An 18,913-nucleotide genomic window follows, 5' to 3' on the forward strand; every position below is an offset into this window, starting at 1 on the left:
ACACCGGTCAGAAGCGGACGAGCCCCGCGGCAGCAGCCTCGTCGGGACGGCCGGGGAAGACATCCAGTGCGAATCCCTCGGTGTCGACCGCGACCGTGAGCAGGGTCGCCCACTGGTCGATGCGGGGAAGCGCCGGGTCGGGCGCCATGCAGATCTCGGCCGCGTCGCCCTGGCCGCCGCACGCCGCCAGAGCCCGCGCGGTCGGGTCCAGGCCGGCGAGCGCGTCCCGCACGTCGTCGAGATGAGCGAACCGTTCCATCGTCGTAGAGTCGGCGGGCATCGTGTCGCCCGCGAAGAGCGCCGGATCGAGGAAGTGGTTGGTGTGGAAGAGCCAGCCGTCGTCGGCAGGCCTCACGACGCCCAGGCCCGCGGGGGAGAGCTCGAGCGACGCGGCCCGGGATCCGGTGCCGTCCGTCTCGAAGACCGTGAGCACCGTCGACGCGCTCACCGTCGCGCTCGCCGCGATGCGGCGGGCCTCCTCGACCGATCGCGCTTCTTCGAGCACGCGGCGGGCGACGGCGTGCACGGGGACTCCGCCCGCGTCCGAGTCGGTCCGGTGGGACAGGATGTTGAAGTGCAGGCCGAGCCCCGCGCTGTTGACGCCGATCTTGCCCGGTGTCCCGAACTCGGTGAACATCTTCACTCGCCGTCCACTCGACACCGCGAACTCCAGCAGCAGCCCGTCGGGCACCAGGAAGTCGTGCCAGTCCCATGTCTGCAGGGTCTCGGCGGCGACTCCCGGGCCGACGTGCACCGCGGTCGAGCACTCGCCTTCCAGCCGGGGCGGCGCCACGGCGAGGATCTCGGTTCGCGCGGCGACCGCGGCGAGCCGCCACCGTTCGACGCCCGCAGCGTCGGCAATGGCGTCCGACTCGGCGGCGAGCCCGGGCGCCCACGCGGCGAGTGCCTCGCGACAGCTCTCGGTGATGGCGCGCACCTGCGTGGCCGGGATGCCGAGCTCGGCGAAGTGCGTGAGGTAGAGCGCCGCCGTCCGTGCGTACTGCGGCCCGAACGCCGAGCCGAGCTCGCGGCCGCGGGCCGCAGCATCCGTCTCCGCCACCACCGCCGTGCGAAGCCTCATCGTTCTCCCCTCTCCGATCACCCACGGCCGAGAAACCACTTGCCGGTTGAGAATCCACTCCTGGCGTGGTTTCTCACCGTACGCGTGGTTTGTCAGTCCGCGGTGTGCGCGAGCTCGGGCGTGCGCGGGGGAGCGGTGCGGCGCGGCCGCAGAGCCTCGAACGCGGCGGCCCAGGCGAGGAGGTCAGGATCGCTGTAGGCGCGCCCGGCGATCGTCAGGCCGACGGGCATCCCGATGTCGGCCATCGTCCCCATCGGCACGGTGACCGTCGGGATGCCGAGGTGGCGGATCGCGAGGTTGCCGTTGGCCACCCACACGCCGTTACGCCAGCCGAGGTCGGCGGAGGCCTCGTTCACGTCCATGTCGGCCGGGCCGACGTCGGCGACCGCGGGGAAGATGAGGGCGTCGAGGCCGAGGATCGACATCCAGTCCTCGAGGTCGACGCGCCGAGTCTCTTCGAGGCCGCGGACGCCGTCGTCCATCTCGGGGATGTCGGTGAACGAGGCGTACGGGTGCTCGCGCACCTGCGCGGGGTAGGTGGCGATGTCGTCGTCGAAGCCGGTGTACCGGTCGGGCAGCGCGCCGTCCGGGTGCGGGAAGATCGTCGAGCCGTCGACGTCGGCGAGGCGGCCGAGCGCCGGGTCGCCGTTCGCGCGCAGGAAGTCGTCCCATGCCCACGCCGACAGGTCGACGATCTCTCGCTGCAGGAAGGCCTCGCTCACGAGCCCGCGGGTCTTGATCGTCGGGGCGCCGGGCCGGTCGCCTTCGTAGTTCGTCACGGCCGGGAAGTCGACTTCCACGACCTCCGCGCCGGCGGCCTCGAGGTCCATCCGGGCCTTCTCCCACAGCGTGAGCACCGAGGGTCGAGTCTCGACACGGGTGCCAGTCGGCCCGCCGATGCCGCCGTGCGGGTTCGTCCCCGCTTCGACGTCGGCGTTGATGTACATCCGCGGTACGCCGAACCGGTGTCCCGCAAGGGTCGCGGCGGCGGCATCGGCGTCCGCCGACGCGAGCGCCGGGTACGACGCGGGACGCAGGGCCGAGGCATCCGGGATCTCGATCCACGGCTGCGCGCGCCAGAAGTCGCCGCGGGTCTCCGGGTCGTCGGCGACCATCACATCGAGGACCTCGAGCAGGTCGGCCATCGTGCGCGTGTGCGGCACGACGACGTCCATCGTGGGCACGAGCGGCCAGTTGCCGCGCACCGAGATCACGCCGCGAGAGGGGGTGTACGCGCAGAGCGCGTTGTTCGAGGCGGGCGCGCGGCCGCTGGACCAGGTCTCCTCGCCGAGTCCGAACGCCGCGAAGCTCGCCGCCGTCGCGGTGCCGGAGCCGTTGGACGATCCCGACCCGAACGCCGACGTCAGGTACTCGGCGTTGTACGGGCTCTCGGCGCGGCCGTAGACGCCGCGCTGCATGCCGCCGTTGGCCATCGGCGGCATATTCGTCAGCCCGATGAGCACCGCTCCGGCTTGGCGCAGGCGCTCGATCGAGAACGCGTCGCGCTGCGCGACGAGCTCGGCGAACGCAGGGGACCCCGCCGCGACCGTGAGCCCTTTCGCCATGAACGAGTCCTTCGCCGTGTACGGGATGCCGTCGAGTGGCCCGAGCGTGCGGCCTTCGGAGCGACGGAGATCGGATGCTGCGGCCTCGGCCCGCGCGTCGGGATTGCGCACGACCACCGAGTTGAGGGCGGCGGCGGTGCCGGGTTCGTCGTACGCGTCGATCCGTGCGAGGTAAGCGTCGACGAGCCCGACGCTGGTCACCTCCCCGGCGTCGAGTGCGTCGCGGAGCTCGGCGATCGTCTTCTCGACGACAGGGAAGCGGCGGGTCATCGGATCACCGCCGGCTGCTGCTGGGTGATGCAGTGGATCCCGCCGCCACCGGCGAAGATCTGGCGCGCGTCGACCGTCACCGCTCGCCGCCCGGGATACGCCGCCTCGAGGATGTCGCGCGCCCGCGCGTCGGCGCGGTCCTCTCCGAATCCGCACGCGATGATCCCGCCGTTCACGACGAGGTGGTTGACGTAGCTGTAGTCGACGAAGCCCTCCGTGTCCCGGAGCGTCTCGGGGGCGGGAAGGTCGATGATCTCGAAGGTGCGGCCCGCGGCATCCGTCTCGGCCGAGAGGAAGGCGCGCAGATCCCGCGACACCTCGAAATCGGGGTGCTCGGGGTTCTGCTGCGCGTGCAGAAGGATGCGACCGGGCGTCGGGATGGTCGCCACGATGTCGACGTGCCCGTTCGTGCCGAACTCGTCGTAGTCGCGGGTGAGCCCGCGGGGGAGCCACACGACCTTCGTCGCGCCGATGGTGCGGTGAAGCTCGGCCTCGACGCGGGCGCGGTCGGCGAAGCGGTTGCGGCGCGGATCGAGCTGCACGGTCTCGGTGACGAGCACCGTGCCCTCACCGTCGACGTGGATGCCGCCGCCCTCGTTGACGAGCAGCGAGCTCACGACCTCGGCGTCGGCGAGGTCCGCGGTGAAGCGGGCGTGCTGAGCGGCTTGCTCCCACGTCGCCCACGCCGGTGCGCCCCAGCCGTTGAAGACCCAATCCACGGCGCCGAGTGCGCCGGGCCTGTCGTCGTCGACGACGAACGTCGGGCCGTGGTCGCGGAACCAGAACTCGTCCACCGGCGTCTCGACGATGTCGATGGCAGAGTCGAGCATGCGCCGCGCGCGGTCAGCCTTCGACGGATCGACGAGCATCGTCACGGGCTCGAAGCCCGCGACGCCGTTGGCCACCGCGCTCCAGGCGGCGTAGAAGCGCTCCTGCTCCGCGGGGTCGTCGCCGAGTGTCGGCCCCTCGTTGGGGAACGCCATCCACGTGCGCTCGTGCGGATCGCCCTCGTGCGGCATCCTCCAGGCCATCGTCGCCCCTTCGTCCGGTCGTGTCGCGACACCGGCCCCAAGCCGCCACGCGAAGTAATTGATCTAGCGATCAATAGGAAAGATACCTATGCTGGCGAGACCATGTCAAGCACATCGTCACGGCCGCGCACCCGCAAGGCTCCTGCCGAACGCGCCGCCGAGATCATCGCCGCGGCGACCGCGATCGCACACGAGCACGGCCTCCGCGCCCTCACGCTGCGCGCCGTGGCGGAGCGGGCGGGGGTCGCGTCGGGCCTCGTCGCGCATTACCAGCCGTCCATGGACGACCTCGTGGCGCACGTCTATGCCGACCTCGTCGACGAGGAGGTGCGCGACGTCGAGCGGCTCCTCGGCGCCGTCGCCGATCCGGCCGCCCGGCTCGGCGCTCTGATCGACACCCTCATGGATGCAGCGCGCGAGGACCTCACCGTGGTGTGGGTCGAGGGCTGGGCGATGGCCCGCCGCAACGACGCGCTCGCACAGGCCGTGCGCGCGCAGATGGAGCGCTGGCAGACGCTCGTCGAGTCGATCATCGCGGACGGATGCCGCAGCGGCGCGTTCTCGACGACCGAGCCGGGCGAGGTGGCGTGGGAGCTCATCGGCATGATCGACGGGCTCAACGCGCAGTCCCTCGCCCGCGGTACCGACACCACCCGCTATGCAGCCCGCACCGCCCGCGCGGCCGAGGCCCTCGTGGGCGCCAGGCCGGGATCGGTCCCGGTCAGCTCGTAGCCGTCCGGGCGCGACGGCACAACCCCCTCCGCACCTCGTGGCGTGCGCCCGTACGTTCGAGGCAGCGAAAGGAGCACGCCATGTCCAATCAGCCACCGCTCATCCCGGCACCCCTCGGTGACGACGACGACCCCACGGTCGCCGACGGCACGGCCGACGACGGGGACGGGATGCTCGATCCCACACTCGACGACGACCGTCCGCTCGACCCCGACCTCGACGACGACCGTATCGACAGCGCCGCCGCCGACGAGCGCGCCGCGACCGAGGGAACCCTCGACGTCGACGATCGTCCGTGACGCCCCACGCACGACCCGCTCCCCGCGCGGCGGAGCAGGGCCAGGATGGAACCATGAGTGCGATCCCCACACTGACCCTGAACGACGGTGCCTGGTTTCCCGAGCTGGGACTCGGCACCTACAACCTGCGAGGTGAGGAGGGGATCGCGGCGATCGTCGCGGCGATCGACTCGGGCTACCGGCTGCTCGACACCGCGGTCAACTACGAGAACGAGCGCGAGGTCGGTGAGGCGGTGCGGCGCAGTGACGTCGACCGCGGCGAGCTGCTGGTCGCGTCCAAGATCCCCGGACGCCACCACGGCCGGCAGGAGGCGATCGACAGCATCAAGGGTTCGCTGGACCTGCTGGGCCTGGACCGCATCGACCTGCAGCTGATCCACTGGCCGAACCCCAGCGTCGGCAAGTACGTCGACACCTGGCGCGGCATGATCGAGGCGCGGGAGCTGGGGCTCGTCCGCTCGATCGGCGTCTCGAACTTCACCGACGACCAGCTCACCGAGCTCATCGAAGAGACGGGCGTCGTGCCGGCGGTCAACCAGGTGGAGCTGCACCCCTATTTCCCGCAGGAGAAGCTGCGGGCGTTCCACAGTGCCCACGGCATCCGCACCGAGAGCTGGAGCCCGCTCGCCCGGCGCAGCGAGCTGCTGACCGAGCAGATCCTCACCGAGCTCGCCACGGTCCACGACGTCACCCCGACGCAGGTGGTGCTGCGCTGGCACACGCAGCTCGGCAGCACGCCGATCCCGAAGTCGGCCGATGCCGACCGCCAGCGCGAGAACGCCGACGTCTTCGGCTTCACGCTCACCGACGATCAGCTCGCCGCCATCAGCGCACTCGAGCGCGGCCGACTGTGGGACGGCGACCCGCTCACCCACGAGGAGATGTGACACGGATGCTGCGGCCCGGCGCACCGCGCCGGGCCGCAGCATCCGTCCCGGCTTCAGGCGTCGGGCAGGGCGTCGAGCCACTCGGCGAACGTCTGGGTGCCGCGCAGCGCGTCGGGCCCGGGAAGCAGCGCGCCCGAACGGAGGGCGCGGCCGAGGGCGCCCGGCATGTTCACCACGGGGACGGGCGCGCGGTGGCCGATCGCGTGGGCGTAGCGGTGCACCATGTCGGCCAGGCTCTCCTCCTGCGGTCCGGCGAGGTCGGTCGTGCGGCCCGCGGGGCCCTGTTCGGCGAGGTCGACGAGATGCGCGGCGACCTCGTGCACGGCGATCGGCTGCACACGGCCGGACGGGGCGACATGGGCGCCGGCGTGCCCGCGGTGATAGACCATCGCCGCGTACTCGTGGAACTGGGTCGTGCGCAGGATCGTCCACGGCACGTCGCTGCCGGCGACCAGCCGCTCCTGCACCAGCTTTCCGGCGTAGTAGCCGTCCGGCGCGGCCTCGGCGCCGACGATGGTCAGTGCCAGGTGGTGCGGGACGTGCGCGATGCGCTCGGCCGCGAGCAGGCTCTTCGTGGCGCCGGCGAAGAACATGACCGACACGTCGGGCTTCGCGGTCGTCACGTTGGTGACGTCGATGAGCGCGTCGACGCCGTCGAGCGTGCCCGCGAGGCCCGCACCGCTCAGCAGTTCCACCCCCGTGCGGCGCGACAGGATGACGCCATCGTGGCCGCGCTCGCGCGCGATCGCTGCGATGTGCCCGCCCGTCATGCCGGTGCCGCCGGCGATGGCGAGTCTCACGAGTCCTCCCGGTGCGTGTGACCCGAACCCCCGCTCAGCGTAGACCCACGCCCTGCGGTCCGTCAGCCGAGTTCGGCGAGCCACTCCGCGAACGTCTGAGTTCCGAGCACCGTGCCCGGCCCGGGCAGGCCGAGTCCCGCCCGTATGCCCCTCATCTGCCCGCCGGGCAGGCTCACCGAGGGGATCCATCCGCCGTGGCCGGTGCGCCGGGCGTATGCCTTGACCATGTCGTCGAGGCGCTCCTCGCGCGGCCCGGCGAGATCGGCGGCTCGTCCCTGCGGGGCGCCCGCGGCGAGCCCGGCGAGCTGCGCCCCCACCTCCCGAGCCGCGACCGGCTGCACCCGCCCGCGCGGAGCGACGTGGAGGGGGCCGACCTTCGCGCGGGCAAACACCTGGCCCGCGAACTCGTGGAACTGCGTCGCACGCAGGATCGTCCACGGCACGCCGCCCTTCTCGATCACGCGCTCCTGTGCGAGCTTGCCCGCGAGGTAGTCGTGTGGGTTGCGGTCGATCCCGACGATGGACAGCAGCACCACGTGCGCGACTCCCGCTCGGGCGGCCGCGGCAATGAGATTGCCCGTCGCCGCCTCGAAGAACCGGGTCGCGACATCGGCCGACAGCGTCGTGACATTCGCCGTGTCGATCACCGCGTCGACACCCTCGAGCGCGGCGTCGAGACCCGCGCCGGTCGTGAGGTCGACGCCAGTGCCGCGGCTGAGCACGACCGGGTCGTGCCCGTCCGCGCGCGCCGCCTCCACGACGTGGCTTCCGACGACGCCTGTTCCTCCGGCGACCGCGATCCTCATGACATCACTCCTCTCGTCCCCGGGTGGGGCTCTCGACAGTCCGACGATGCGGAGCGGGAGAATGTAAGGGAACCGCTCACATTCTGCGCGGGTGCGTCGTCGGAACTCGAGAGAGGGGATCACGGATGCCGCCCACCGACGAGGTCGAGAGCGAACGCCGCGCCCTGCTCGGCCTCTGCTACCGCATGCTCGGCACCGTGGCGGACGCGGAGGACGCCGTGCAGGAGACCTACGTCCGCTGGCTGCGGCTGTCGGACGAGGAGCGGGCGGCGATCCGCAACCCCGCGGCGTGGCTGACGCGCGTCGCCGGGCGCGTATGCCTCGACATGCTCGGCTCGGCGCGCGCCCGCCGCGAGCGCTACGTGGGGGAGTGGCTGCCGGAGCCCGTGCCGCAGGACTCGCCGCTCGCAGCATCCGTTCCCGTCGACCCGATCGAGCAGGTCACGCTCGACGATTCCGTCTCGATGGCCCTTCTCGTGCTGCTCGAGTCGCTCACGCCCGCGGAGCGCGTCGCGTTCGTGCTGCACGACGTCTTCGGGGTGCCGTTCGCGGAGATCGCCGAGACGGTCGGACGAAGTCCGGATGCCGTGCGTCAGCTCGCGTCGCAGGCCCGGCGGCACGTGCGGGAGCATCGTGCGGGAGCGGCCTCGCGGGAGCAGCACGACGCGGTCGCGCGCGCCTTCGCTGCGGCGGCGACCACCGGGGATCTCAGTGGCCTCGTCACCGTGCTCGATCCCGGTGTCGTGCTCCGCTCCGACGGCGGCGGACGCGTCTCGGCCGCTCGGCGTCCGGTGCGGGGCGCCGACCGGGTCGGACGGTTCCTCCTCGGCCTGCCGCGCCTGTTGCCCGAAGCCGTGCTCGTCCCCGTCGAGACGCCCGACGGGCTCGGCTTCCTCGCGACGCTCCACGACGTGCCCGACGCGCTGGTGACGCTCGAGGTGCGCGACGGCCGCATCACCGACGTCTTCATCATGCGCAACCCCGACAAGCTCACGCAGTGGGGCTGACGCGCCAGCTCCACGCGTCCCAGCTGTTGAGCGCTGGGCACCGCTGCTCGCGGTCGCTACCGACCTGCTCTCGATCACCGACGCCGTCGAAGCCCGCGACGACATCGATGAGACCCGCACCGCCGCGATGGGCGGATCGTTCGGCGGCTACATGGCCAACTGGGTCGCCTGTGGTCGGAGCTCGCCGAGCACCACGCCGACGAGGACGGGCGCATGCCGCACCGGTTCCTGTACTTCCCCGACGAGAACCACTGGGTGCTGGGGCCCCAGCACGCCGTCGTCTGGTACGAGACGGTGTTCGCGTTCCTCGGCGAGCACGTGCTCGGCGCCGAGCCGTCGCGCTACGAGCTGCTGGGCTGAACGGAGCCCCGTCCGGCGCGCGTCTCAGGACGCGTGCCGGACTTCGCAGTCGCTTCCCGGCGACAGGATCGCCTCATGCCCGTCGTCGTAGCGGACCACCAGCAGCGGGTTCTCCTCGCTGCCCCGGACCTCGATGACCTCACCCGCGCGCTCCACGGCACCGACGACGCGGCCGTGGATGATCACGCGATCGCCGACGCTCGCCTGCATGGCGGACCACCTCCTCGCGCTCACGATACGACGCGGCGGCGGCGAGGGGTAGGGGTGTACGGCCTCCGGTTACAGCTGGGCGCCGTCGTCGTCGCGGTTCTCGAGCCCGACGCTGCGCCCGCGCCAGGACTCGTAGGCCATGAGCCAGCCGATCGACACCGCCGCGGCGAGCACGACGCCCAGCAGGACGTTGCCCCAGATGAGCCCGAAGACGATCCCCAGCGTGAACATGAGGGCCGTGCCGAGCGCCCAGCCCGAGTGCCCGCGCGTCCAGCCCTTCCGCGTCGTGGTCATATCGCCAGCCTAGGGCCGCCGCCGCCGCGGCGGCGGGCGGGCGGCCCGGCGGCCTACCGGCCGGAGCCGCTCGCTAGGTTGGAGAGACCCCACACACGGAACGGATCCCATGACCCTCAACGTCAGCCCGCTCACGCTCGGCACCTCGCCCCTCGGACGCGGCACCGAGCCCGGCTCCCCCGAAGAAGATGCCGCGGTCGCCTTCGCGGAGCAGCTGTTCGACAGCAGCCACGCCTTCATCGACACCTCCAACAACTACGCGGGCGGGCGGTCCGAGGCGGTGCTCGGTCTCGCGATCGCGCGGAAGGGAACGGATGCTGCCACCCGCGTCGTCTCGAAGGTCGACTGCGATCCCGACACCGGCGCCTTCGACCGCGACCGCGTCATGCGCTCGTTCGACGAGACGACCGCGCGCCTGGGCGTGGAGCGCCTGCCTCTGCTTCACCTGCACGATCCCTACACCGTCACCTTCGACGAGGCGATCGGCCGCGGCGGCGCGGTCGAGGGGCTCATCGAGTTGCGCGAGTCGGGCCGGGTGGACGCGATCGGCGTGGCCGCGGGACCGGTCGGGCTGATGGCCCGTTACGTCGGGACCGGAGTCTTCGACGCCGTGCTCATCCACAACCGGTTCACGGTCGTCGACAGTTCCGCCGGGCCGGTGTTCGCCGACGCGCGCGAGCGCGGCATGACGGTGTTCAACGCGGCCCCGTTCGGCGCCGGCATCCTCGCCACGGGGACGCGCGAGGGTGCGATGTACGGCTACCGGCCGGCGACGCCCGAGCTGCAGGAATGGGTGTCGCGCCTGGAGCGCGTCGCCGCCTCGTTCGGCGTCAGCCTCCCAGCGGTGGCGCTGCACTTCTCGCTGCGCTCGCCGCTGGTGGACTCGACCGTCGTCGGCATCTCGTCGGCGCAGCGTCTCGCGCAGCTCGACGAGCTCGCGGCGACGCCGATTCCGGACGACCTGTGGACCCAGCTCGATGCGCTCGGCCCGGCACCGTCGCCCATCGACGACAGCGAGGCCGCCTGATCGGGCCCGACGAGGCGGGGGCGCGCGCGGACCCCGGCCTGTCGCCGGAGTCCGCGCACCGGTTCAGCCCTGCTGCGCGTTGACCGCCACCATCCAGTCGATGCCGAAGCGGTCGGTGAGCATGCCGAACTTGCCGCCCCACGGCGGGGTGTCGTACGGCATCGTGATGGTGCCGCCGTCGGCGAGCTTGTCCCAGAAGCCCTGCAGCGAGGCCTCGTCGTCACCGCTCACCGAGACCGAGATGCCGGCCGGCTTCTCGTAGTTCATGCCGGTGGGCGTGTCGGCGCCCATCAGGACGAAGCCGTCGGGGCTGGTGAGCTGCGCGTGCATCACGAGATCGTTCTCGGAGGGGTCCTGCACCATCCCCTCGAACTGGCCGAACGTCGAGATGTCGAGGTCGCCCCCGAAAACGCTCTGGTAGAAGGTCATCGCCTCACGGGCTTGGTTCTTGAAGGAGAGATACGGGTTGAGGCTGGGCATGTCGAACTCCTGAAGTGGATGGTGGATGCCGCGCCCGGCCGCGTGGCGCGTCCCAGTGTCGTCGGCACCTCGGACATCCACAAGACAGAGCGTCGTCGGTCTCCTTCTTCGGAAGCCGATGGTCGCGCCCACTTGACGCCGCGCGCCGCCGTCCTCTAGCGTGGCGGGGCTGCGCCGACCGGCGCGGTCTCACGAGCGAGCCGAGAGGACGACGGATGAACGCCGAGCGCGAACTCCGTTTCGAGGCGGTCCTGGGTCAGCAGCCCAAGGACCGTTACGAGTCGTCCCCTCCGGCGCAGGCCGTGTAGCAGCATCCGCTGATCCACGCCCCGCACCGCACAGGTCCGGGGCGTTTCCTTTCCCAGGGGAGCTCCGACCGACGGCCCGCCCCACGCGCACCCGAACGGGTGCGTGACCTCGCAAGGAAAGGAATCATGGAGAGGCTCACAGATCGGCTGCTCTCGTGGGCGAGCCTGATCGACGAGAAGACCGTCGAGCAGGCCCGTACCTCGTCCCGCATGCCGTTCATCCACCCGCATCTGGCGCTCATGCCCGATGCCCATCTCGGGAAGGGCGCGACCGTCGGGTCGGTCATCCCGACGCTCGGTGCCATCATGCCCGCCGCCGTCGGGGTCGACATCGGCTGCGGCATGATCGCCGTACGCACCCAGTTCACGAAGGCGCAGCTCGTCGCGCGCGATCTCACTCAGCTGCGCGCGCAGATCGAGCGGGCCGTTCCGCTCTCGGCCGGGCATGACAACCGTAAAGTGGTCGCCACCGCCGAGCCGCGGGTCGCGGAGCTGGAGGAACTCGCCGAGAAGGCCGAGTTCGACCCGGGGCGGTACGCCGGCCATTGGCGGCTGCAGCTCGGCTCGCTGGGATCCGGCAACCACTTCATCGAGGTGTCGGTCGACGAGCTCGACCGCGTGTGGATGTTCCTCCACTCCGGTTCGCGGGGTGTCGGAAACAAGATCGCCACGCACCACATCGGTGTCGCGCAGCGCCTGGCGAAGCAGTGGTGGATCGAGCTTCCCGACCCCGACCTCGCGTACCTCGTCGAGGGCACGCCGGAGTTCCGGGCGTATATCCGCGAGCTGCGGTGGGCACAGCACTTCGCTCTGCTCAATCGTGAGGAGATGATGGACCGCGTCGCACGTCAGCTCTCGGCGATCATGGGCGAGCCTGTGATCGAGCATGAGCGGATCAACTGCCACCACAACTTCACGGAGTCGGAGAAGCACTTCGGCAAGCAGGTGTGGGTGTCCCGCAAGGGCGCGATCCAGGCGGACGCCGGTCGGCCGGGCCTCATTCCCGGTTCGATGGGCACGGCGTCCTACGTCGTGGAGGGCCTCGGCAACCCGCTGGCGCTGAACTCCTCTCCGCACGGTGCGGGTCGCGAGTTCTCGCGGACCGCGGCGCGCCGCTCCTTCACGCATGAGCAGCTGCGCGCGGCGATGACGGGGATCGAGTTCCGCGACACCGACGCGTTCATCGACGAGATCCCGCAGGCGTACAAGCCGATCGACCGGGTCATGGCCGACGCAGCCGACCTCGTCGCCGTGCGCCATACGCTGCGGCAGCTCGTCAACGTGAAGGGCGACTGAACGGAGGCAGCGACCCGACCGCTCCTCGAAGCGGCCGGGCCGCTGCCCCACAGACGTCGACGTCAGTGGTCGCGGTGATCCTCGGGGTGCAGGCGCGCGCCACGACGAGGTTCGCGCACACCGCTGGCGCCGATGAGACGGATGACGCGCTGACGCTGGCCCGGCCACGTGGCCAGGAGCTGCAGCATCCCCTCGTCGTCCGTCCGGTGACCGGTCAGCGCGTAGCCGACCTCGTGAGCCACGTGGTAGTCGCCGACGCTCACGGCGTCGGGATCGCCGAGTGCCCGGATGCGCGTCTCAGCCGAGGTCCACGGGCCGATGCCCGGCTGGCTGATCAGCACGCGGTCGACGGCCTCGCCGTCTTCGGCGGCCAGCACGGTGCGCACGATGGCGTCGCCGCGTCGCGCCGCGCGCACGACCGTCTGGGACTGCGGCGGCTCGAGGCCCGCACGGTGCCAGACCCACGATGGGACATGCTGCCAGCCGTCGATCGTGGGCGGCGCGAACATCGGCGCCGGCGTCGGGCCGGGGGCGCGCTCGCCGCACCAGGTGACGACGCGCCGCCACGCGCCGAACGCCTGCATGCCGGTGACCTTCTGCTCGAAGATCGCGCTCGCCAGCGCGTCGAACACGAGGTCGGTGCGCGAGAGGCGCAGGCCCGGATGGCGGTGATGGGCGTCGGCGATGAGCGGATGCTGCGACGCATCGAAGTCGCCGAGGTCGTCGTCTGCGCCGCACAGCGCGGGAAGCTGCGCGAGCGCCCACTCGCGGCCGGGACCCCAGGCCGCGCCGCGGATCACGCCGGGGTGCGTCTCGCGGATCGCGAGCGTCGCGATGCCCGCGGGCGTGCGGCTGACACGCCAGATGACCGAGCCCGAGACCGTCATCGTCGGGTCGCCGGCTCCGTGTCGCTGGTACAGCACCGTGCGGCGGAGGTCGAGCGGGTGCCTCGGCCGGTACTCCGTCTCAAGCGGCCGGCCGTGATCGGGCCGGGGATCGCGGGTCGCCGCCCGCGGACCGAAGCGCTCGGCGTCCCTCGTCCGAGGGATGCGTGAGAGCGAGGTGGTCATGCCGCCCACCCTACGCCCCGCCCTCCGACATCCGTTCCGTCTTCGCGAGCCATCGAGAATGGCGCCCGCCGCGCTGGGGAGCGGCCGGATGCGTCGGGTCGTCCGCCCGGGCGGCGCGGATCAGAAGCGGTCGGGCGACGGGGTGCCGTGGCCGTAGCGGATGACGACGTCGGCGTGACGGTCGAAGCGGTACCCGACGCCGCGCACGGTGCGGACGATGTCCTCGTAGCGGCCGAGCTTGGCACGCAGGCGACGGACGTGCACGTCGATGGTCCGCTCGCCCGGGGCGTCGTCGTCGGTCGCGCCCTGCCAGAGCGAGGTCACCAGCTCGGTGCGCTCGATCGTGCGACCCTCGCGGAGTACGAGATACTGCAGCAGCTCGAACTCCTTGAAGGTGAAGGCGGCAGACTCGCCGTCGATGAGAACGCGCTTGCGCGAGATGTCGACGACCACGCCGCCCGAAGCCGGCTCTTCGTCCTCGGGCTCCTCCTGCTTGGTGCGGGCGACGGCCGACGGCTCGTGCAGCGCGAGGCGCACGACGTCGACGTCGCGGCCGCCCGAGCCGACCGGCGCGAGGGCGACCGTGGCGTAGGTCTCGGCGGACGGCGCCAGCTCGGCGAGTGTGCGGCGGAGTGCGTCGACCAGCACACCCAGGTTGACGCCGGAAGCGGAGGCCTTGGCCTCGTCGATGCCGACGTAGAGGGCGAAGCCGCGCGGCGCGGTGCCGGCGGGAAGGGCGCGGCCGCCGGGCTGCGCGGGCTCGGGAGCCGGGGCGACGGGCGCCTCGACCGCGGCCGGGTGGTTCACGGCGCGGAGGTGGCGGACGGGGGCGACGGTGGCGGGACGGTCGAGGAGGGCGGTGGTCGACATGATGATGGTCCTTGCGGGAGGAACCCGGGTGGTGGAGCCGGGTTGAATTGTGTGCTGCGGCCCTGGTCGTCGGCGGCGAGAAAGGCCGTAGGCCGATTGAGGCCTGTGCCCGACGTTGGGCGGTGTGCGAAGCGGGTCCGGGTGCGCGTGATCGACGCACGAAACCGGTGCTTCGGGGGACTCCTGCGGTCAGAAGCGGAGGAGGAGTCCGACGGGGGTCACCGTGCTAGTGGCACATTCGACAACACATGACAATGCGGCCGGCCATCATCATGCCGGCAGTCCTGTTCGCCTCCCGGGCGGACAGATACAGCGCGTTGTCAGTCATGAGCCCGATTATTACCGACTTTGTCCAAAAACGTCAAATCGCACGGGTTCTGGGCCCAGATCGTTTCGGAATGTGACAGATTGCTCAGTTCCACGGCGGGTGACACCGAGTGTCAGGTGAGCGATCGCTGCGACATACGCGCGGACGCGTCCCGGTCCGATGCGGCGGGCGTAGCCTGTCGGCGTGACCGAGCTCCGCTTCACGAAAGAGACCGACGCCTCGCGGTACACCCTGCACCGCGGCGAGGACCTGGTGAGCGTGCTCGACTATCGCGACGACGGCAGGACCGTGGCCATGACGCGCGCCTACACGATCCCCTCCTTCCGCGGGCACGGGTACGCCGGTGAACTCGTCGAGCGCGCCGTGGACGAGCTCGAGGCGCGCGGCGACCGCAAGGTCATCCCGGTGTGCTGGTACGTCGCGGACTGGTTCGATGCGAACCCCTCGCGTCGCGGCATCCTGAATCCGCGTCCGTAGAGGATCCCGCGCCGACACCGTCGGCTTCCCTTGTCAACCCCGTGTCGCCGTCCGCCGCATCGACGGAGGCTGGGGGAGGACGAGAGGAGCACGCCATGGATCGCGAACGAGCGAGAAGCCAGGACCTGCCCGACGGCGTCGTGAACGCCGACGCCCCCGGCGGCTGGGAGCAGGTGGACGACACCGAGTCACGAGAGCGCACCGCCGCGGTGACCGAGGCCGACCTGCTGACGGATGCCGCTTTGCAGCCCGACGACCCCGTCGAAGGTGAGGCGGCCCGGCAGGGCGCCGATCCTGACCTAGCGGCGGACACCGGAAGAGGGGAAGAACCGTGATGAGCACGACCGGCAACGAGTACGAGCAGCCCGGGGTGAACTACCCCGATCGTGAGGATGCGGCCGGTGCGGAGTCGACACCCGCGCCGGGCGAACCCGTGCGCGAAGACTCTCCCGATCCCGCCCCCACGATGGGGGAGCCGGCCCCGGACGCCCAGGAAGCGCCTGCGTGGACCGAGGGAACATCCGCTCAGGAGGGTGACGCCGAGCCCCCCGCGCCGGCGGCGCCCGCACCGACGCACCAAGCCGTCGGAATCGGCGTCGTGGAGGAGGGCGTCGATCATCACGGTCAGGACGGGAGCCGGGAGACGCAGACCGTGAGCGAGGCGCAGCGCACACCGGGCGCCCTCGGGCCGGAGCAGGAGCAGCGGCTGCCTGCCATGGCGCAGAACAACGCGTCTGAGGTCGACAAGGTCGCCGGCATCGTCGCGCAGACCCGGCAGGACGTCGGCACCGAGCCTCTGGAGGAGATCGCGCACGTGCTCCGCCAGCGCCTCAGGCAGTCCGGCGTCGAGCTGCCGGAGAACGACATCGAGGAGCTCGCGCGACAGGTATCGACCGGTGACGCCGATGACCCCGCGCACCCGCGGCGCACTCCGGGGGGCTGACGCCGCGATTCCGTCAGCGAGGTGCACGCGCCCGGCCCTAGGCTGGGCGCGTGCACATGGAGGAGGTGTTCACCGCCGTCGCCGTCGGGTTCGAGGCGATCGGCGCCGCCGCCATGATGGCGGGCTTCGTGATCGCGCTCGTGCTCGGGGCCCGATCGCTCGCCCGTCATGAGGGTGGGCAGCAGGCGTTCACGACGCTGCGCACCACCCTCGGCGGGGCGATCCTCCTGGGACTCGAGGTGCTCGTCGCGGCCGACCTGATCCGCACGATCACCTCGAAGCCGTCGCTGGAGGACGCTGCGATCCTCGGGCTCATCGTCCTCATCCGGACCATCCTGTCGATCTCGATCCAGATCGAGATCGAGGGCACCCTGCCGTGGCGTCGGGCCCTCCTGCGCAGCGGCGGTCAGATGATCGGCGACGCCGTGGCCAAGGATCGCGCGGCCCAGCAGGCCACCGGCGCGGGGCGCGGACCCGCTCCCGCGGACCCGCGCACGCCCTGACCGTCGTCGGCTACGCGACGGCGCAGACCGCGGGGTCGTGCTCCGAGACGTGCAACCCGATCGGCCGAGCCCACGAGGAGCGTTGCGGGCGGGCGATCACGCGGGCCGGGCGGTGCGAGGCGACGGCGTTCTTCCGCTCGCGGATGGAGGCGAGGAGCGCGTGCTCGCGGTCCCGCGACCAGGTGTCGTGGCGGTACTGCTGTTCGGCGGCGTATACAGCGAACATGGGTTTCCTCCGTTGGTTCCGACATGCTGAAACCTACGCGGGGGTTCCGACATTGCCGGCCGTGGCGGGTATGGCAGGATTCCGCCCGGACGAGGCAGTCGAGAGCGGCTCTCACAGCGATCCGGCGAACTCGCGGATGAGCCGCGCGGCGGGTGCGGCATCCCGGATCATCGTCTCGTGGCCATGCCCCGCCACCTCAGCGAGCCGGCCGTCGGGCAGGGCGTCCGTGAGCCGACGGCACCAGTCCGGTGGGGCGACGAGATCGTCCTGGCCGCGGAGCACCAGCGCGGGCAGCTCCACGTGCGGCAGCACATCCTCGGGGCGGTGCCTGAGCATCGAGCGGAACTTCGCACGCAGGCGCGGCCCCGCACGCACGTACTCGCGAGCACCGCGCGCGATGACCACCGGGCTCTCGACGGCGATGTCGCGCAGGAGCCGCCACAGCTGCCGCGGCGCCGTCCGGGCGGACGGGTCGACGGTGGGCCCGATGAGCACGATGCGGTCGACGACGGCCGGATGGCGCGCCGCGACCTCGAGCGCGATCTGCGCGCCCATCGAGTGACCGATGACGACGGCGGGCGCGCGCACGCGAGCCCGGAGGTAGGCGGCCACGAGGTCCGCGGTGCGCTCGACCGTCAGCACGCGCCGCGGTTCGGGCGCCTCCCCGTAGCCCGGCAGGTCGAAGGCGATGACCTCACCGTCGCCCAGATGCCGCTCGAGGTCGGCGAACACCGTGCGGCCCATGCCGATGCCGTGGATCAGCACGTACATCCGCTCGCCGCTTCCGCGGCGCTCCGCGACGAGCGTCGCGCCGGCGTGCGCGAATCTCTCGACGTCCGCCATGGATCAGGCGGCGCCCGGCTGATCGCGCAGCCCCACCCGGTCGGGGATGTCGAACTGCACCCGCGTCAGCCAGGCCGAAGGCTCGGGCCACGGACGGGACGCGGGGAGCGTGCGCAGCCGTGCGCGCAAGGCGGTGCCGGAAGCTTCGACCGGAAGCACACGCGAGGGCGCATGGTGAGCGAGAGCGCCGAGCCACCAGTGGCGCCAGGTGCCCTCGATCGCCTCGGGACCGGCCACGACGTAATAGTCGGGCATGACCGCCTCGCCCGACGCGAACAGCGCCAGGAGGGCGCCGACCTCGGCCTCGAGAGAGCCGAGCGTCGCGCGTTCCTCGTAGAGCTCGACCCAGGCCGAGGCGACGTGCTCGAGCGGGTCGGCGTCGTGGACGACGTAGGGCATCGAGACGGAGGCGACGAGGTGCGCGGCGACCGCCGGCTCGGCCTCACGGAGCGACAGGGCGACGAGCGCGGGAACATCGGCGAGGCCGGTCAGGAGCTCGTCGCTGTCGGCTCCGACGAGCGCCACCACGGTCGATCGCGGAGCGGTGTCTGCGTTGTGCGCCATGTTCCACGATACGTCCGGCGGCGTGCGGAGGGGAGTGCGCACCGCCGGAGGCCGGCCGGACCCGGGATCTCGGCGCCGCGGACGCGCCGCCGGCGGCGGAGGTCACTCGGCGGTCAGCACCACCGTCGCGAGGTCCGCGCCGAAGGTGAAGCGGGCGTCGACGGTGCCGCCGCGGAGCACGCCCGGCAGCCACCGCGAGGCGTCGTCCCACATGCGCCCGTAGGGCACGGCGTCGAGGACGTACCACCGCGGCGTCATCCCGTCGCTCTCCACCGGATCGCCTCGCCACCGCCGGCAGACGAAGACGGTCGCCTGCTGCGACCACGCCGGCCGGGTGGGGAAGTGGTACTCGACCGTGCCGGCGAGATGGAGATCGGATGCCTCGACCTGCACGCCGACCTCCCTCCGGGCTTCGCGCACCGCCGCCTCGTCGGCGCCCTCGCCCGGGTCGACCCAGCCGCAGATGCCCACGATCTTGCCCTGGCCGAGCCCGGTGTGCTTGCGCCCCAGCAGCACCTCCACGCCCTCCGGCCCGCGCCGCAGCAGAAGCACCACGCAGACCCCGGGCAAGGACATGGCTCGAGGGTACGCGCCGTGCGCGCCGCACCGACGCGGAACCGCGGTGGTTCGCGGGGT

General features: G+C 71.7%; 24 protein-coding genes and 1 pseudogene. 11 read left to right on the forward strand and 14 right to left on the reverse strand.

Going from position 1 to position 18,913, the window contains the following annotated elements; all coding sequences use genetic code 11:
- Nucleotides 1-7: 7 nt before the first annotated feature.
- The 3 genes from MRBLWH7_RS17960 to MRBLWH7_RS17970 all read right to left on the reverse strand — a co-directional run bounded on the left by MRBLWH7_RS17960 (nt 8) and on the right by MRBLWH7_RS17970 (nt 3,947).
- On the reverse strand, nt 8-1,081 hold the full coding sequence (locus MRBLWH7_RS17960; RefSeq protein WP_341996974.1) for a C45 family peptidase: 1,074 nt from the start codon (nt 1,079-1,081) through the stop codon (nt 8-10).
- A gap of 92 nt (nt 1,082-1,173) precedes the next feature.
- Entirely contained in the window at nt 1,174-2,916 is a 1,743-nt protein-coding gene (locus tag MRBLWH7_RS17965; protein WP_341996976.1) for an amidase, read from the reverse strand.
- Complete coding sequence (locus MRBLWH7_RS17970) at nt 2,913-3,947, reverse strand: agmatine deiminase family protein (protein ID WP_341996978.1); 1,035 nt, start codon at nt 3,945-3,947, stop codon at nt 2,913-2,915. Before MRBLWH7_RS17970 ends, MRBLWH7_RS17965 begins: the two co-directional genes overlap by 4 nt.
- A gap of 102 nt (nt 3,948-4,049) precedes the next feature.
- On the opposite strand from MRBLWH7_RS17970, the gene MRBLWH7_RS17975 reads away from it, so the two are divergent.
- The 3 genes from MRBLWH7_RS17975 (at nt 4,050) to MRBLWH7_RS17985 (ending at nt 5,865) form a co-directional block, all read left to right on the forward strand.
- The gene (locus MRBLWH7_RS17975; protein ID WP_341996980.1) at nt 4,050-4,679 is read left to right on the forward strand and encodes a TetR family transcriptional regulator C-terminal domain-containing protein; all 630 of its coding nucleotides are present in this window, start codon (nt 4,050-4,052) and stop codon (nt 4,677-4,679) included.
- 80 nt (nt 4,680-4,759) lie between these two features.
- A complete protein-coding gene (locus MRBLWH7_RS17980; protein WP_341996982.1) occupies nt 4,760-4,978 on the forward strand; it encodes a hypothetical protein in 219 nt (72 codons plus the stop codon).
- 53 nt (nt 4,979-5,031) lie between these two features.
- Nucleotides 5,032-5,865, forward strand: a complete 834-nt coding sequence (locus MRBLWH7_RS17985; RefSeq protein ID WP_341996984.1) for an aldo/keto reductase — start codon at nt 5,032-5,034, stop codon at nt 5,863-5,865.
- A 53-nt stretch (nt 5,866-5,918) separates the two neighbouring features.
- Here the strand turns inward: MRBLWH7_RS17985 and MRBLWH7_RS17990 are convergent, their stop codons facing one another.
- Together MRBLWH7_RS17990 and MRBLWH7_RS17995 are read right to left on the reverse strand one after the other, a co-directional pair.
- On the reverse strand, nt 5,919-6,665 hold the full coding sequence (locus MRBLWH7_RS17990) for a 3-beta hydroxysteroid dehydrogenase (RefSeq protein ID WP_341996985.1): 747 nt from the start codon (nt 6,663-6,665) through the stop codon (nt 5,919-5,921).
- 62 nt (nt 6,666-6,727) lie between these two features.
- Nucleotides 6,728-7,471, reverse strand: a complete 744-nt coding sequence (locus tag MRBLWH7_RS17995) for an SDR family oxidoreductase (RefSeq protein WP_341996987.1) — start codon at nt 7,469-7,471, stop codon at nt 6,728-6,730.
- A gap of 125 nt (nt 7,472-7,596) precedes the next feature.
- Here MRBLWH7_RS17995 and sigJ point away from each other — a divergent pair, with 125 nt between their 5' ends.
- Nucleotides 7,597-8,478: an RNA polymerase sigma factor SigJ gene (gene sigJ / locus MRBLWH7_RS18000; RefSeq protein WP_341996989.1), complete on the forward strand. Its 882-nt coding sequence runs from the start codon at nt 7,597-7,599 to the stop codon at nt 8,476-8,478.
- 58 nt (nt 8,479-8,536) lie between these two features.
- Nucleotides 8,537-8,838: pseudogene (locus MRBLWH7_RS18005) on the forward strand (prolyl oligopeptidase family serine peptidase); the annotation flags it as partial.
- A gap of 24 nt (nt 8,839-8,862) precedes the next feature.
- Here MRBLWH7_RS18005 and MRBLWH7_RS18010 read toward each other — a convergent pair.
- A complete protein-coding gene (locus MRBLWH7_RS18010) occupies nt 8,863-9,048 on the reverse strand; it encodes a DUF1918 domain-containing protein (RefSeq protein WP_341996991.1) in 186 nt (61 codons plus the stop codon).
- A 69-nt stretch (nt 9,049-9,117) separates the two neighbouring features.
- A complete protein-coding gene (locus tag MRBLWH7_RS18015; RefSeq protein WP_159842119.1) occupies nt 9,118-9,342 on the reverse strand; it encodes a hypothetical protein in 225 nt (74 codons plus the stop codon).
- Between the two features lie 109 nt (nt 9,343-9,451).
- On the opposite strand from MRBLWH7_RS18015, the gene MRBLWH7_RS18020 reads away from it, so the two are divergent.
- Entirely contained in the window at nt 9,452-10,369 is a 918-nt protein-coding gene (locus MRBLWH7_RS18020) for an aldo/keto reductase (protein WP_341996995.1), read from the forward strand.
- Between the two features lie 63 nt (nt 10,370-10,432).
- Here MRBLWH7_RS18020 and MRBLWH7_RS18025 read toward each other — a convergent pair whose 3' ends face one another.
- Nucleotides 10,433-10,849: a VOC family protein gene (locus MRBLWH7_RS18025; RefSeq protein WP_341996997.1), complete on the reverse strand. Its 417-nt coding sequence runs from the start codon at nt 10,847-10,849 to the stop codon at nt 10,433-10,435.
- Nucleotides 10,850-11,283: 434 nt separating this feature from the next.
- Between MRBLWH7_RS18025 and MRBLWH7_RS18030 the strand changes: the two genes are divergently transcribed.
- Entirely contained in the window at nt 11,284-12,453 is a 1,170-nt protein-coding gene (locus MRBLWH7_RS18030) for an RtcB family protein (protein ID WP_341996999.1), read from the forward strand.
- 62 nt (nt 12,454-12,515) lie between these two features.
- Here the strand turns inward: MRBLWH7_RS18030 and MRBLWH7_RS18035 are convergent, their stop codons facing one another.
- Both MRBLWH7_RS18035 and MRBLWH7_RS18040 read right to left on the reverse strand, forming a co-directional pair.
- Complete coding sequence (locus MRBLWH7_RS18035; protein WP_341997001.1) at nt 12,516-13,523, reverse strand: DNA-3-methyladenine glycosylase 2 family protein; 1,008 nt, start codon at nt 13,521-13,523, stop codon at nt 12,516-12,518.
- A gap of 120 nt (nt 13,524-13,643) precedes the next feature.
- Nucleotides 13,644-14,393, reverse strand: a complete 750-nt coding sequence (locus MRBLWH7_RS18040) for a winged helix-turn-helix domain-containing protein (protein WP_341997003.1) — start codon at nt 14,391-14,393, stop codon at nt 13,644-13,646.
- Between the two features lie 511 nt (nt 14,394-14,904).
- Between MRBLWH7_RS18040 and MRBLWH7_RS18045 the strand changes: the two genes are divergently transcribed.
- The 4 genes from MRBLWH7_RS18045 to MRBLWH7_RS18060 all read left to right on the forward strand — a co-directional run bounded on the left by MRBLWH7_RS18045 (nt 14,905) and on the right by MRBLWH7_RS18060 (nt 16,644).
- Nucleotides 14,905-15,198: a GNAT family N-acetyltransferase gene (locus tag MRBLWH7_RS18045; RefSeq protein WP_341997004.1), complete on the forward strand. Its 294-nt coding sequence runs from the start codon at nt 14,905-14,907 to the stop codon at nt 15,196-15,198.
- Nucleotides 15,199-15,293: 95 nt separating this feature from the next.
- The gene (locus tag MRBLWH7_RS18050; RefSeq protein ID WP_341997005.1) at nt 15,294-15,533 is read left to right on the forward strand and encodes a hypothetical protein; all 240 of its coding nucleotides are present in this window, start codon (nt 15,294-15,296) and stop codon (nt 15,531-15,533) included.
- Nucleotides 15,533-16,141 (forward strand): hypothetical protein, encoded by a 609-nt coding sequence (locus MRBLWH7_RS18055; protein WP_341997007.1) that lies wholly within the window; start codon nt 15,533-15,535, stop codon nt 16,139-16,141. Before MRBLWH7_RS18050 ends, MRBLWH7_RS18055 begins: the two co-directional genes overlap by 1 nt.
- 56 nt (nt 16,142-16,197) lie before the next feature.
- On the forward strand, nt 16,198-16,644 hold the full coding sequence (locus tag MRBLWH7_RS18060) for a DUF1622 domain-containing protein (RefSeq protein ID WP_342002128.1): 447 nt from the start codon (nt 16,198-16,200) through the stop codon (nt 16,642-16,644).
- A 10-nt stretch (nt 16,645-16,654) separates the two neighbouring features.
- Here the strand turns inward: MRBLWH7_RS18060 and MRBLWH7_RS18065 are convergent, their stop codons facing one another.
- From MRBLWH7_RS18065 to MRBLWH7_RS18080, 4 genes are all read right to left on the reverse strand, one after another.
- Nucleotides 16,655-16,870, reverse strand: a complete 216-nt coding sequence (locus MRBLWH7_RS18065; protein ID WP_341997008.1) for a hypothetical protein — start codon at nt 16,868-16,870, stop codon at nt 16,655-16,657.
- A 111-nt stretch (nt 16,871-16,981) separates the two neighbouring features.
- A complete protein-coding gene (locus tag MRBLWH7_RS18070; protein ID WP_341997010.1) occupies nt 16,982-17,713 on the reverse strand; it encodes an alpha/beta hydrolase in 732 nt (243 codons plus the stop codon).
- Between the two features lie 3 nt (nt 17,714-17,716).
- Nucleotides 17,717-18,277 (reverse strand): hypothetical protein, encoded by a 561-nt coding sequence (locus MRBLWH7_RS18075; RefSeq protein ID WP_341997012.1) that lies wholly within the window; start codon nt 18,275-18,277, stop codon nt 17,717-17,719.
- 102 nt (nt 18,278-18,379) lie between these two features.
- The gene (locus tag MRBLWH7_RS18080) at nt 18,380-18,853 is read right to left on the reverse strand and encodes an NUDIX domain-containing protein (RefSeq protein ID WP_341997014.1); all 474 of its coding nucleotides are present in this window, start codon (nt 18,851-18,853) and stop codon (nt 18,380-18,382) included.
- Nucleotides 18,854-18,913 lie beyond the last annotated feature (60 nt).

It is taken from the genome of Microbacterium sp. LWH7-1.2, assembly GCF_038397755.1.
GTDB lineage: Bacteria > Actinomycetota > Actinomycetes > Actinomycetales > Microbacteriaceae > Microbacterium.